Source organism: Corynebacterium sp. HMSC11D10 (assembly GCF_001806995.1).
Lineage (GTDB): Bacteria > Actinomycetota > Actinomycetes > Mycobacteriales > Mycobacteriaceae > Corynebacterium > Corynebacterium coyleae.
On sequence record NZ_KV787086.1, the window covers coordinates 22754 to 36092 of the forward strand.

Sequence of the window (13339 nt, forward strand, 5' to 3'; positions counted from 1 at the left end):
GCCCATCTACCTACGGTTGGGTAAGAAGACTGACGAGAGTGTCGCGAACCTCACGGCGACGAATCTTGCCCGTCTGGTCCCGGTTCAGCTCCTCGAAGTGGTAGAACTCGCGCGGCACCTTGTAGCGCGTCAGGTGCTTGCGGGCGTAGGCCTTGAGGCCTTCGGGGTCGAGCGCGGCGCCGTCGACAAGCGTGATGCACGCGACGACATCCTCGGCGCCATCCTCGCGGGGGCGGCCGACGACTGCGATGTCGTCGATATCCGGATGGCGGCGAAGTACGCCCTCCACCTCGTCCGGGTACACGTTGAAGCCACCGGTGATGATCATCTCCTTGATGCGCGCCACCAACTTGATCCAGCCGTCCGGCTCCATGACGGCCATGTCGCCGGTGCGGAACCAACCATCGTGGAACGCGTTCTCGTTTGCCTCCGGGTTGTTCAGGTAACCAGCGAAGACCTGCGGGCCACGGGCAAGCAGCTCGCCTGGCTCACCGTCGGGCATGGTGCGAGAAGGGTCGTCCGGGTCAGCGATGCGGATCTCCGTATTGGGGAAGGGGAGACCGATGTAGCCCGGACGACGTGTGCCGTCGAGGGGGTTGCCGGCGAGGATCGGCGAGGTTTCCGTCAGGCCGTAGCCTTCGATGAGGCGCCCGCCCGTGGTGTTTTCCCACAGTTCGATCGTCTCTGCAGGCAGGGTGGATGCGCCGGAGATCGACGTGTGAATCGAGGAAAGGTCGACGTTGTCTTTCTTCGCCCATTCGATGATTTTGGCGTACAGCGTGGGCACGCCCGGCAGCATCGTTGGCCGCGTTTTCAGGATCGCCGACTGGTACAACTGCGGCTGCGGTGCGGGCACGAGCACGATCTGCCCGCCAACGGTCAGTGGCAGGCCGTAGTTCAACGCAAGGCCGTAGATGTGGAACATCGGCAGCACGGCGAGCACCTTCTCGCGCACCGCACCCCAGTCCTCCAGCCACTCGATACCCGCCTTGAGGACCGAGACGATATTGCGGTGCGTCAGCGGCGCGCCCTTCGGTTTCCCGGATGTGCCCGAGGTGTAGAGGATAAAGGCGGTAGTTTCCGGCTCGATCGGTGGCAAGTGCACCGTGCGAGAACGTGTCCGCAGCAGGTCGGTGAAGTTCATGGTCCCTGGGGCGGGGGCGCTGAGCTCGGCGCGCTTCTTCTTTACTGGCGGAATTGGCAGTGCGAGCAATGCCTTGAGGTGCGTTGGCATTTCGTCGATCATGTTGACGGCCACAACGGTTTCCAGCGGGGTGCGTCCGCGCAGGGAGAGGAAGGTGTCCGCTTCACGGTCGAAGACAATCGCAATCTTCGCTCCGTGGTCGTTGAACTGTGGCTCGAGCTCGTCTGCGGTGTAGAGCGGGTTGTGTTCGACGACGACCGCGCCCAGTCGCAGGATTGCCGTGACTGCGATGACGTGCTGCGGACAGTTGGGTAGCGCAACCGCAACGCGGTCCCCAGGCTGGACGCCGAGTTTGGCCAAGCCGGCTGCCGCGCTGCCGACGTGATCGTTGAGCTCGGCGTAGGTGAGCTCCTTGCCCATGAACCATGTTGCGGCGCTGCGCGGTTGGGTGGCCACGGCCCGGTTGAACCAGCTTACGAGCGTGTCTGTGCCGATTTCGGGACGCGGGTTCGTCCATTCGGCGTATTGCTCAATCCAGGCCTGTGTGTCTGCGGCGCCCATTGCATCCTCTCGGTTATGGTCATGTGTAACTAAACGTGTTGCGGAGTATAACTTACTCTTGCGTAGGTTGTGAATGGGTGCGCGCAAGAAATTGATCATCTACACTTGCCTGCATCACATATTTGGGGAAATACGGGGGGATTTTTCATGACCACGTTCCATGACGCCACGCTTCGCGACGCTGTTGCCATGCCGGAGCTTGAACTCACACCACCTGAGGTGCTCGATCAAACCAACCTGGTGGATCCGGTGAAATCGCCGCCGAAACAGGGCTGGCGCAAAATGATCCACACCGCCACTCGTGGTCGCATCAACCCGGGCGGTTCGCGCAAAGAGCTCGAGGAGCAGCAGCTTATCGACGCCATCCGTGCGCCCCTGCGCGGCGACTACCGCATTGCGGTGATGAGCCTGAAAGGTGGCGTCGGTAAGACCACAACCACCGTTGGCCTTGGAGGCGTGTTCGCACAGACCCGTGGGGATCGCGTCATCGCCATCGACGCCAACCCGGACCTGGGCACACTTGCCCAACGCGCAGCAACCGCGCCACCGGCCACCATCCGTGACCTGCTCCACGCGCCGGAAACGCACCGCTACCCGCAGGTCCGTGCCTTTACTAACCAGGCAGCATCGCGGCTCGAGGTGATCGGCTCCGAGCGAGACCCGGCGGTCTCCGAGGCGTTTTCGGAAGCCGACTACCGCCACGCCATCGACATCCTGCAGCACCACTACAACGTCATTCTCACCGACTGTGGCACCGGCCTGATGCACTCCGCGATGGCGGGCGTGCTCGACCTGGCCAACGCGCTTGTGCTGGTCACCTCACCTGCTCTCGACGGCGCGCAGTCCGCATCCGCGACCCTCGACTGGCTCAACCTCCACGGCTACGACCAGTTGGCCGCCAACGCTGTCGTGGTCATTTCCTCATCCGCACCGGGCAAGCCGACCATCGACATGGGCAAGGTCACCGAACACTTCGCCTCGCGTACGCGGGCGGTACACACGATCCCGTACGACAGGCACCTGGCGGAAGGTGCGGTCGTCGATTTGGAGCGCATGGCCGCGGCAACCCTGAAGTCCTATCAGCACCTGGCGGCTACGGTGGCGGCGGACTTCGGTGCGTGGCACCGGCACGCGGCGCACTAAAGGCCTTTGTAGACCTCGCCACGCGGCGCGATGCGCAGTACTTCCACTAGAACGACTTTTTGCTGAACTGAGTAGATGATCCGGAACCCGCCAACCCGGATTCGGAAATCGTCGTAGCCGGTTAATCGGACACAACCGGCGGGGAATGGATTAGCGGAGAGCGCTTGTAAGGCTTCGGTAATTCGCTCGAAGGTGTTTCGGTCGCTTCGTCGAATTTTTCTGAGGTCACGACTGGCTTGGTTGGTGAGCTCGACTTGGTATTTCATTGACACCCCCTAGAAAATGTGTACAGTGTGTACCAACTGTACACAGTATGGATGAAGGGGTGGTGCACTGTGAAAGCGCCGGAAGACGCAATTGCGCTTGTTGAATTGCGGAATCGCTTAGGTGAGACGGTTGACCGAGCGAATTATGCAGGTGAGCGGGTGTTGATTACCCGGAACGGGAAGTCTGCTGCAGCTATCGTGCCGGTTGAAGACTTGGTGCTGTTAGAAGAGCTAGAGCAGGTCGCTGACCGCGAACTGCTACGCCGTGCCCGTGAGGAGGACGACGGAACGAGGACACCGCTCGAGGTGGTCCTCAAACAGCTCGCTGAGGAAGACTTGCAAAGCCATACCAACGCGCAGTGACGCAGGGTTTTGCGCCGCGCTAATCTGGCCCGCATGCGCGTCGCCATGATTTCAATGCACACCTCTCCGCTCGAGCAGCCGGGAATCGGTGATGCCGGTGGCATGAACGTCTACGTTCACAACATTGCGACCCAACTGGCCCGCCAGGGCACGCAGGTGGATGTGTTCACCCGTGCGACGCGGCCCAGCCAGGGCGAGATCGTCGAGGTCGAGCCAGGCTACCGGGTGATCAATATCGTCGCCGGGCCGTATGAGGGGCTGGAGAAAGAAGACCTGCCGACCCAACTCGCTGCGTTCGCCGGCGGGGTGGTGCAGTTCTGCCGAGCAGACGAGCGCTCTTACGGCCTGATCCATTCCCACTACTGGCTCTCCGGCCAGGTGGGGTGGTTGCTCGCCGACCTTGCTGGGGTGCCGCTGGTGCACACCGGGCATACGTGGGCGGCGGTGAAAAACGCCTACGGTGTGGGTGGCTCGGAGTCGGAGGCGCGCCGTATTTGTGAGCAGCAACTCGTGGACAACGCCGAAACGCTCGTGGTCAACACCGAGGATGAAACCAGCGAGCTTGCCCGCTTCTACGACGTGGACCCGTCGAAGATCTCCGTGGTCAGCCCTGGTGCGGACACGGAACTGTTCACCCCTGGCACGAACCGCAACACGGAACTTGCACGCCGCCACCTGGGCATTCCGTTGCACGCGAAGGTGGTTGCGTTCGTCGGCAGGCTGCAGGATTTCAAGGGCCCGCAGGTGTTGTTGCGTGCGATGGGGGAGGTCGTGCGCCGCGGCAGCGTCGAAGGTCCGTTGCGCGTGATCATCTGTGGTGGGGCGAGCGGGTCCGGTTCGTCGGTGGAGCACTACCGTGCGATCGCGGACGAGGAGGCGCTGGGTGCCACCGTGCGTTTCCTTGGCCCGCGTCCGCCTGAAGAACTCGTCAGCATCTACCAAGCAGCGGACGTCGTCGCGGTGCCGAGTTACAACGAAAGCTTCGGCCTGGTCGCCGTGGAAGCGCAGGCCACAGGTACGCCGGTGGTGGCGGCGAAGGTCGGCGGGCTCCCGATCGCGGTGTGTGACGGGGAGACCGGCCTGCTGGTGGGCAGTCACGACACCAACGAGTGGGCGGATGCACTGGAGCGGTTGCTTATCGACGACTCCACGCGCATCCACATGGGCGAATCCGCCGTCCGCCACGCGGCCCGGTTTAGCTGGGCGGCGTCGGCAGACCAGCTCGCGGGCGTCTATAAGCAAGCGCTCGACGGTTACGACCCCTGTGAGGCTCCCCGGATCCCCGGCGGCAACTAGCGGATGATCGCGTTCACGGCGGCGCTGATCTCACCTGCACGCTGGTTGGCTGCGGCACCCGCACGTCCGGCAAGCTCCTGCGCTGCGGCAACCGGGTCTGCTGCTTGGGGAAGACGCTGCGCCTCCCCGGCGAGGCGAGCAGCATCAGCCTGGGCACCGTTGACTGCGCCGGTGAGTTTGTGGAACTTCGACGGTGCCGGCGCGGGCTTGTTGGCGGCGGCTGGGTTGTGCTGGGCGATTTCGTCGCGAAGCGTCGCAAACTCCGCGCGCGACGCCGGCTCAGCAGGAGTAAACGCCTGATTTACCTGACCGTCGGGGATGCCGTAGGCGGACTCGAGCGCACGATCGATCTGCTGGGAGTTGCCGAAGGGGCCGTATCCAATGATGGTCAACCCGATGGCCTCGCCCGTGCGCGGGTCGTAGTTGATGCCGCCGGAATCACCCGAGGCGTAGTTCAACCCGACGTGCCAGATGAAGTTCTGTGTACGGAACACCTGGGTGCCGCACGAGCGGCCGGTGCGCATGCCGTCTTTGCAGATGGGCTGGCCAAAGTTGTCAAAGCTGATCAGCTCGTTGCCCAGGCTGCGGTAATCCTTCACGCCGGTGATCGCCACGTTCCGGGAGGGGGTGCTGCCCCACTGGTCGCGGGAGGTGGACCAGCCGGAGGCAGAAACGCCTGGGTCGAGGCGGACCATGGCCCAGTCGGGCTCGTCGATAATGCGGTAGAAGTCCATCAACTCGCCGTTGCCCAGCTCGAACTCCTTGCGTTGCGTATCCACGCTGCCCACCCGCGGGTAGCGCACTCCGCCACCTTCTCGCACCGGTGCGTACACCTCCGGGCGCACCGTTTTATCGTCCACGTCGAAGCAGTGCGCGGCCGTGATCATGATCCGCTTCGTCTGCCCGTCAGGGGTGCGCACCACACCGGAAGGGCCCTGGCTGCAGCGCGAGCTGTTAGCAAACGAATTAGAGCCCTCGAACAGCGTGGCCACAGGCGCGCCGGGGGCGGCAAGCGCAGGCGCTGCGGCAGCAGATGGGGCAGTGGTCAGTGCCGCGGCGACGGCAACCGCGGCGGCGTAGCGAAAAACCTTGAGCATGCCCACGACACTAAACCTCTTTCGTGGCATGCTTAAAGTCATGGGTAACGGAAAGTTGATTCTTGTACGTCACGGTCAAAGTGAGTGGAACAAGTCGAACCAGTTCACCGGCTGGGTGGACGTCGACCTGACAGAGCAGGGCGAGCGCGAAGCCGTCAACGCCGGCAAGCTCATGGTTGAAAAGGGTGTCCTGCCGGACATCGTGTTCACTTCGCTGCTGCGTCGCGCGATCCGCACCGCCAACATTGCGTTGAACGCAGCGGACCGCCACTGGATCCCGGTTGTGCGCAACTGGCGCCTCAACGAGCGCCACTACGGCAAGCTGCAGGGCCTGAACAAGGCGGAGATCCGCGACAAGTACGGCGATGAGCAGTTCATGGAGTGGCGTCGTTCCTACGACACTCCGCCACCGGCGATCGATATCGATAACGAGTACGCGCAGACCAACGACCCGCGCTACGCGTTCCTGCCGGAGGTGCCGCGCACCGAGTGCCTGCAGGACGTTGTGCGTCGCTTCCTGCCGTACTACGAGGAGGCAATCTTGCCGCAGCTGCTGCAGGGCAAGACTGTCATGGTCGCAGCGCACGGTAACTCCCTGCGTGCGCTGGTGAAGTACCTCGACGGCATTTCCGACGAGGACATTGCGGCGCTGAACATCCCGACCGGCATGCCGCTGCTGTACGAAATCGGCGAGCGCGGCAAGGTGCTCAACCCGGGCGGTACCTACCTCGACCCGGAGGCTGCCGCTGCAGGCGCTGCCGCTGTGGCGAACCAGGGCAAGAAGTAGCGCTTAGGCTGTGTCGCCAGTTCTTGCGTTTATTCTCGGCGCGCTCGTCGCCGTCCCCGCTGCCCATCTCGGGCGGCGGGCATTGCGTTGGTATGCCCGAAACAGTGCGGACGACCACGATGAAGACACTGGCGTGAGCACTGTCAGCGATATGTTGCACCTGGTGACACAGGGATCGCCCACCGGCATCGTCGTCGTTGGAAGAAATGGCAAGGTGCAACTGTCCAACGCGCGTGCCCACGATATGTCGCTTGTGCACGACGGCACCGTCAACCCCCGCGTATTCGATGTTGCGGAGCAGGTGATGGACGATGCGGAGCAACGTGTCATCGACATGGAGATGCCACAGCGCACCACCGGTAACCGCATCCGTAACGTGCGCGCGGTAGTTGCTCCGTTGACGCTGACGGATAACTCGTCGGTGATCATTTACGGCTCCGACGAGTCTGAGAATGTGCGGATGGAGCACGCGCGGCGTGATTTCGTCGCAAATGTCTCGCACGAGCTCAAAACCCCCGTCGGTGGCATGTCGCTGCTGGCGGAGGCGCTTCTGCAGGATCCGACTGACCCGGAGATGGTCGAATACTTCGGCGGGAAACTGCACAAGGAAGCGCACCGCATGGGGGAGATGATCACGGACCTGATTGCGCTGTCGAAGTTGCAAGGCGCGGAAGCGCTGCCCGACATGGCGCCAGTGCGTGTCGACGACATCATCGACGAAGCCGTCATCCGCAACCACGTTACCGCCGAAAACCGCAAGATTGAGATCAACCGTGGCGCCCCCACTGGGCTGTACGTGCTCGGCGACAAGTCGATGCTCACAGTGGCGGTGGCCAACCTGATATCCAACGCGATCAACTACTCGCCGGATGGGCAGCCGGTGAGCATCACGCAGAAAACGGTGCGCGACAAAGCGGTGCTGATCCGTGTCACGGACCGCGGCATCGGCATTGCGCCCGAGGACCAAAAACGCGTGTTTGAGCGGTTCTACCGGGTGGATAAGGCCCGTTCTCGCTCGACAGGTGGCACTGGCCTGGGACTGGCGATTGTCAAGCACGTGGTTGCCAACCATGGCGGTAACATAACCGTGTGGTCTAGGCCCGGCACCGGCTCAACGTTCACCATTGAGTTGCCGATCTTTGACCCGGAAACTGTTCACGCCTCTGCTGGCAGAAAGGAACTTGAGCAGCAGTGACGACCATCCTTATCGTCGAGGACGAAGAGAACTTATCGGACCCGCTCGCGTTTTTGCTGGGCAAGGAAGGGTTTGAGACCAAGATCGCGCCGGACGGTCCGACGGCGCTGCAGCTCTTCGACTCTGAAGACATCGATCTGGTTCTGCTGGATCTCATGCTGCCAGGGATGAGCGGCACGGAGGTGTGCCGAAAGCTGCGTGCGGAGTCGTCGGTGCCGATCATTATGGTCACGGCGCGTGACAGTGAGATCGATAAGGTTGTCGGCCTGGAGCTGGGGGCGGACGATTACGTGACCAAGCCGTACTCCACCCGCGAACTCGTCGCCCGCATCCGCGCGGTGCTGCGCCGCGGTCCGGAGGCGGAAAGTGCGGAGGATGCCGACGACCAGCTGCTGAAGGGCGGCCGGGTGGTCATGGACATCGACCGCCACACGGTGCTGGTGGACGGCCAGCCGGTGCCCATGCCGCTCAAGGAGTTCGACCTGCTTGAGTACCTCATGCGCAACGCCGGCCGCGTGCTCACCCGCGGCCAGTTGATCGACCGCATCTGGGGCGCCGATTACGTGGGCGACACCAAGACCCTGGACGTGCACGTCAAGCGGTTGCGTTCCAAGATCGAGGCGGAGCCGAAGCGCCCCACTCAGCTGGTTACCGTGCGCGGCCTGGGTTACAAGTTCGAGGCCTGATCCGTCGCGGGGTGGGTGGCTTTCGCCTCCCGCGGCAGGTTCGCGCGAGCCTCGCAATGCTTTGCGACGATCGCATACGGGACCTCACCAATCAGCGCAATCAACTCGTCCTTCATGGACTGCCAAATCGGCTTGAGGCTGCCGTTGTTCGGGGTGTGGCACTGCGGTGAGGCGGTGCACCACCAGTCGAAGTCCTCGCCGCCGTCGCCCCATTGGCGGCGGTCGTATTCACCGATGGTGGTGCGCAGGATCTCGTGGCCGTCGCTACGCTCTTGCCATTCATCCTCGCGGGAAAACGGCACCTGCCAGCACACTTCCGGCTTAGTGCCAACGATGTTGTGGCCTTCCGCCATCGCCCACTGGTGCAGCGCACAGCCCGCACCGGTCGGGTGGCCGGGGCGGTTGGCGAAGATGCAGGCACCGTCGACCACCTTCGTCTTGATGTGTGGGCCGTCGTCCTCTTCGTCACTGTCGTCCCACACCAGCCACGGCTCGAGCCACGTGGGGTCGTCGGCCTTGAAGAACTCATCCGTGTCGGCCGGACGCAACTGCCAGTACTTCGCCGGCATCAACGCAACGGAGTTATATACGGTGTCGCGGTCTTCTTCGTCGGCAATGTATGCGCCGTGGATGCAGCAGCCGACCGCCTGGTTGGATTCGTCGATACCCAGGCACTGTGACGTGCCAAAGCGGCATGACCACGTGGACTCGAGCCAGGTCAGATCTAGCGAAAACGTGTGGTCAGGGTCCTCCGGGTGGACAAACTCAAACCATTCGCGCGGGAATTCCTGGGCCGTTTCCCTGCCTGCCGCAATGGAGCGACCTGCCGGGGAATCTGCCGGAAAGCCAAGAAAAACAGGATTCGGGGCTGGTTGATTCACACTTGCACACCGTAGACCCGTTACGCTGAGGTGGTGCGATTAGGTGTATTAGACGTCGGAAGCAACACCGTCCATCTTGTGGCGGTCGATGCATACGGTGGCGGACGCCCCACCCCGATGAGTGACTGGAAGCAGCCGCTGCGGCTTGTCGAGTTGTTGGATAAGAAAGGCAACATCGAACAAAAAGGCATCGACAAACTTGTCGACGCCTGCCAGGAAGCAGCCGACCTCTCCAACAATCTCAAGTGCCAAGAGGTCCTTGCCTTCGCCACCTCGGCAGTACGCTCCGCGACGAACTCCGAGGACGTGCTGAAGCAGGTGAAGAAGAAAACCGGCGTGGATCTGGAGATCCTCTCCGGCGAAGAGGAAGCACGCCTGACCTTCCTCGCCGCCCGCCGCTGGCACGGCTGGTCCGCCGGCCGCATCACCAACCTGGACATCGGCGGTGGCTCGCTCGAGATTTCCTCAGGCACCGAAGAAATGCCGGACCTGGCAGTGTCGCTGGACCTCGGCGCTGGCCGTCTGACCCACGAGTGGTTCGACACCGACCCGCCAGAGCGTAAGAAGATCAACATGCTGCGCGACTACATCGACGCGGAACTCGCCGGCCCCGCCGAAGAATTAAAAGCACTCGGCGAGGTAGGCCTGGCGGTGGGTACGTCGAAGACGTTCCGCTCCCTGGCCCGCCTTACCGGTGCAGCACCATCGTCGGCAGGTCCGTTCGTGCAGCGCACCCTCACCGCACCCGGTTTGCGCCAGCTCATCGCGTTCATTTCACGCATGACAGCAGCGGACCGTGCGGAGCTCGAAGGCATCAATGCGGACCGATCCCACCAGATCGTCGCCGGTGCCCTCGTTGCCGAGGCTGCAATGCGCGCACTAAATATTGATAAGTTGGAGATCTGCCCGTGGGCCTTGCGTGAAGGCGTGATTCTGAAACGCATCGACCAGGGCGGTTTGAATGCCGATAAAGGAGACGACGAGTAAATGGCCGACAAGCAGCTCACGGTAGCCGAGCTCCTCGCGCGCGCCGAGAAGGAAAACCCTTCGGCCACACGACGCCCCCGGCGCCGCCGCAGCCTCGAAGACGGTGGCGTTTCGGTCGCCGAGCTCACCGACTCCTTTAAGAAGGTCAACGTCAAGCCTGTCGAGGCGAAGCACTCGAGCGTGCCTATCGACGCCCCCGCCGAACCGGCAAAGACCGTCAAGCAGGAGAAGCCTGCGGAGAAGCCTGCCAAGCAGGAGAAGCCTGAAGAGGCAGTGGCCAAGGCGAAGCCGACTCAGGCTCCGCCTGCCGAGGACGACACCCACGTCATTCCGGTCGTGCGCGAAGGTGCTGCCAAGCCGGCAGGGAAACCGGCGGAGAAGCCGGTAGAGAAGCCTGCAGCACAGGCCACGGCACCTGCGGCAGCTGCGGCTGCTGTGGCGGCTCCTCAGTCGGAGGAGAAGCCGGTAGATGAGGTAGTCGTCGATAAGCAGGATGCGGAGCTCGACCTGTTCGAGAACGACCTGCCTGACGAGGACGTCCGCGACATCGAAGTCGAGGACGCCTCCATCAACCCGATTCTGATGGTGCTGCTCGTTGGCCTGGGCGTGCTGCTGGGTGTGCTTGGGTTCCTGGCATTCAAGTGGCTGTGGGCGCACGTCATCCCAGTTGTCGCGGTGCTGCTTGGCATCGTCGCAGTGGTCGGCGTGGTCTTCGGTGTGCGTGCGATGCGCACCGGACGTGATGGCCTGAACATGGCGCTTGCAGGTATCGCTGCAGCAGTTATGGCATTTGGGCCCGCGTTGATCTAAACATGGCAACCATGGCAAACATCGCAATTATTGGCGCCGGAAATATCGGCGAAGCGCTCCTGTCGGGTCTGATCCAGTCCGGTTACGACCCGGAGAAGATCACGGCGACGAATAGGTCGTCGCAACGCAGCGAAGTATTGCGTGAGCGCTACGGCGTGCGCACCACCAACGACAACCACGAAGCCGTACAGCACGCCGACGTCGTGTTCCTGTGCGTGAAACCCGCGGGCATCCTCGACGTCATCGCCGAAATTGGCGAAGGCTTTGGCGACGCCGACAACACCCCGGTCCTGGTCTCCATGGCAGCAGGTATCACGCTGGCAGCGATGGAAGAGGCAGTGGCGCTCGCAGGCGCCCCGATCGCGCGCGTTATGCCGAATACGCCCATGCTCGTCGGTAAGGGCGTGCTTGCGGTGACCTACGGGCGTTTCGTTGACGACGAGCAGCGGCAGACCGTCGATGAACTGCTCGCCGCCGCCGGCGAGGTTGTCACCGTCACCGAACCGCAGATCGACGCAGTGACCGCAGTGTCCGGCTCCGGCCCTGCGTACTTCTTCCTTGTCACCGAAGCGATGGTGGACGCGGGCGTGTCCCTCGGCCTGCCGCGCGACCTTGCGGAGCGTCTGGCTAAGGCCACCGCGGCCGGTGCAGGCGCGATGCTGGAAGGCGAGGATGGGCCCGTGCAGTTGCGTGCCAACGTTTCGTCCCCGGCAGGCACAACCGCGCGTGCAATCCGCGAGTTGGAGGAGTCCGGTCTGCGTGGTGCGTTCTACCGCGCGATGGAGGCCTGTGCGCGCCGGTCGAAGGAACTTGGCGAGGAATAACCCCGGTAGTCACACCCGTCACAACTGATGCTGTGTGTTCACTACCTGCACTCTGAAAAAATTCTCTCCCTTAAGTCGCACTCAACCCATGTTTCACGTTAGGGTGGTTGGAGCACGTGCGTGTTCGTCCTGCGGGAGGGGAAGCCTGCAGCGCGTTTGCGTGCCGAGAGGTAAGAATTAAGTGGTTAATGAAGATAAAGGAAAGTTCCTGACGGTCGCCGAAGTCGCGGAGATTATGCGCGTCTCCAAGATGACCGTCTACCGCCTCGTTCACTCCGGCGAACTGCCTGCCGTCCGCGTAGGCCGTTCGTTCCGTGTCAACGAAAACGCGGTGAACGAATACCTGGAGTCCTCCGTCTACGACGTGGGGTAAAACCACTCCAGACCCCTACGAAACGCCCGTTCCCACCTGATTTCAGTGGGGGAACGGGCGTTTTCGGTTTTTGGCTGCTGGTCTGCACGCCTGTATGCTTGGCGTGTTCAGGTTGGCCACAACCTGTGGGAGTGTGCACCTCCCACTGTTCCGCGCAAGCGGTCGTGCCGACCACGTACGTACGAAGCAACGTTAGAAAAGAGGAAGCCTTATGGGTTCAGTTATTAAGAAGCGCCGCAAGCGTATGTCGAAGAAGAAGCACCGCAAGATGCTCCGCCGCACTCGTGTGCAGCGTCGTAAGCTCGGCAAGTAAGCCAAGCGCCGCCCGCCTCCGTTTTTGTGGAGGCGGGCTTTTTGTTTGCCTTCCGTGGAGCGGATGGTGGGGTGTGGGTGTGTCCCTATATATGGCGTCGGATTGGGGTTGGGGCGGATGGTGGGGTGGTGTTCTCCTGGTCTGTGGGCTGATCGTCTAGCTGGGCTTGTGATGCTGCTAGACGATCTCGTTTCGGCCTCTGTGTTTGCCCTGGTGGTGTTGGGGTTGTTTGTCGTTATGGGGCTGATCGTCTAGCTGGTGTTTCAGGATGCTAGACGATGAGCGTTGGGGTGGTGGACTGGTGTGTTCGTGGGGTTGAAACACGGTGTTTTCGTGTCTTGAGGCCTGTTATGGCGTGTGCGCTCGGAAAACGGGGGTAATTTCCGGGGGTAAGCAGGTGGTGCGGATTGCTGAACAATCCGCACGTCACACCCATTTCGAGCCGTTTTCACAGTCGTTGAACAATCCTTCCGACCATTTCCGGGTCGTTTTGAAGTGTTGTTCCGGCATTTGCGCAGGTCGCGATCCGATGGGGCGGGTGTTGGCTGAAAACACTCTTAAACCGCATACTATGCATGTATAAAGATTGTTCAACGAAGTGCACTCGGGGCAA

The 13339-nt window shown here is 62.3% G+C and carries 15 protein-coding genes; 11 read left to right on the plus strand and 4 right to left on the minus strand.

The genetic code is table 11. The features are described 5' to 3' along the window. Window positions 1–10 precede the first annotated feature (10 nt). A complete protein-coding gene (locus HMPREF3120_RS10430) occupies window positions 11–1804 on the minus strand; it encodes a long-chain-fatty-acid--CoA ligase (protein WP_371440438.1) in 1794 nt (597 codons plus the stop codon). A 48-nt stretch (window positions 1805–1852) separates the two neighbouring features. Here HMPREF3120_RS10430 and HMPREF3120_RS10435 point away from each other — a divergent pair, with 48 nt between their 5' ends. Continuing rightward, complete coding sequence (locus tag HMPREF3120_RS10435) at window positions 1853–2848, plus strand: MinD/ParA family ATP-binding protein (protein WP_246815474.1); 996 nt, start codon at window positions 1853–1855, stop codon at window positions 2846–2848. Here HMPREF3120_RS10435 and HMPREF3120_RS10440 read toward each other — a convergent pair. Further along, window positions 2845–3114, minus strand: coding sequence for a type II toxin-antitoxin system RelE family toxin (locus tag HMPREF3120_RS10440; RefSeq protein ID WP_070421505.1), 270 nt, complete (start codon window positions 3112–3114; stop codon window positions 2845–2847). The two genes, HMPREF3120_RS10435 and HMPREF3120_RS10440, sit on opposite strands and share 4 nt — an antisense overlap. Window positions 3115–3183: 69 nt before the next feature. Between HMPREF3120_RS10440 and HMPREF3120_RS10445 the strand changes: the two genes are divergently transcribed. Both HMPREF3120_RS10445 and mshA read left to right on the plus strand, forming a co-directional pair. Continuing rightward, window positions 3184–3477 (plus strand): type II toxin-antitoxin system prevent-host-death family antitoxin, encoded by a 294-nt coding sequence (locus tag HMPREF3120_RS10445; RefSeq protein WP_246815475.1) that lies wholly within the window; start codon window positions 3184–3186, stop codon window positions 3475–3477. A gap of 33 nt (window positions 3478–3510) precedes the next feature. Continuing rightward, the gene (mshA, locus tag HMPREF3120_RS10450; protein WP_070421503.1) at window positions 3511–4773 is read left to right on the plus strand and encodes a D-inositol-3-phosphate glycosyltransferase; all 1263 of its coding nucleotides are present in this window, start codon (window positions 3511–3513) and stop codon (window positions 4771–4773) included. Here mshA and HMPREF3120_RS10455 read toward each other — a convergent pair. After that, window positions 4770–5870 (minus strand): chymotrypsin family serine protease, encoded by a 1101-nt coding sequence (locus HMPREF3120_RS10455; RefSeq protein ID WP_141739433.1) that lies wholly within the window; start codon window positions 5868–5870, stop codon window positions 4770–4772. The two genes, mshA and HMPREF3120_RS10455, sit on opposite strands and share 4 nt — an antisense overlap. A gap of 40 nt (window positions 5871–5910) precedes the next feature. On the opposite strand from HMPREF3120_RS10455, the gene HMPREF3120_RS10460 reads away from it, so the two are divergent. Genes HMPREF3120_RS10460 through HMPREF3120_RS10470 form a run of 3 tightly spaced genes read left to right on the plus strand, consistent with a single transcriptional unit; the run spans window position 5911 to window position 8538 of the window. Continuing rightward, entirely contained in the window at window positions 5911–6657 is a 747-nt protein-coding gene (locus HMPREF3120_RS10460) for a phosphoglyceromutase (RefSeq protein ID WP_070421582.1), read from the plus strand. 10 nt (window positions 6658–6667) lie between these two features. Continuing rightward, complete coding sequence (locus HMPREF3120_RS10465) at window positions 6668–7852, plus strand: sensor histidine kinase (RefSeq protein ID WP_070453176.1); 1185 nt, start codon at window positions 6668–6670, stop codon at window positions 7850–7852. Further along, window positions 7849–8538, plus strand: a complete 690-nt coding sequence (locus HMPREF3120_RS10470) for a response regulator transcription factor (protein WP_070453179.1) — start codon at window positions 7849–7851, stop codon at window positions 8536–8538. The genes HMPREF3120_RS10465 and HMPREF3120_RS10470 overlap by 4 nt, the downstream gene beginning before the upstream one ends. Here the strand turns inward: HMPREF3120_RS10470 and HMPREF3120_RS10475 are convergent. Continuing rightward, window positions 8520–9419 (minus strand): DUF3109 family protein, encoded by a 900-nt coding sequence (locus HMPREF3120_RS10475; RefSeq protein WP_070453181.1) that lies wholly within the window; start codon window positions 9417–9419, stop codon window positions 8520–8522. The two genes, HMPREF3120_RS10470 and HMPREF3120_RS10475, sit on opposite strands and share 19 nt — an antisense overlap. A 33-nt stretch (window positions 9420–9452) precedes the next feature. On the opposite strand from HMPREF3120_RS10475, the gene HMPREF3120_RS10480 reads away from it, so the two are divergent. The 5 genes from HMPREF3120_RS10480 to HMPREF3120_RS11850 all read left to right on the plus strand — a co-directional run bounded on the left by HMPREF3120_RS10480 (window position 9453) and on the right by HMPREF3120_RS11850 (window position 12726). After that, complete coding sequence (locus HMPREF3120_RS10480) at window positions 9453–10406, plus strand: Ppx/GppA family phosphatase (RefSeq protein WP_070453184.1); 954 nt, start codon at window positions 9453–9455, stop codon at window positions 10404–10406. Next, complete coding sequence (locus tag HMPREF3120_RS10485) at window positions 10407–11216, plus strand: hypothetical protein (RefSeq protein WP_070453187.1); 810 nt, start codon at window positions 10407–10409, stop codon at window positions 11214–11216. Window positions 11217–11227: 11 nt separating this feature from the next. Then, entirely contained in the window at window positions 11228–12040 is an 813-nt protein-coding gene (gene proC / locus HMPREF3120_RS10490) for a pyrroline-5-carboxylate reductase (protein WP_070421580.1), read from the plus strand. Window positions 12041–12221: 181 nt separating this feature from the next. Continuing rightward, window positions 12222–12413 (plus strand): helix-turn-helix domain-containing protein, encoded by a 192-nt coding sequence (locus tag HMPREF3120_RS10495; RefSeq protein ID WP_070421497.1) that lies wholly within the window; start codon window positions 12222–12224, stop codon window positions 12411–12413. Between the two features lie 211 nt (window positions 12414–12624). After that, a complete protein-coding gene (locus HMPREF3120_RS11850; RefSeq protein ID WP_003855542.1) occupies window positions 12625–12726 on the plus strand; it encodes a 30S ribosomal protein bS22 in 102 nt (33 codons plus the stop codon). Window positions 12727–13339: the final 613 nt, after the last annotated feature.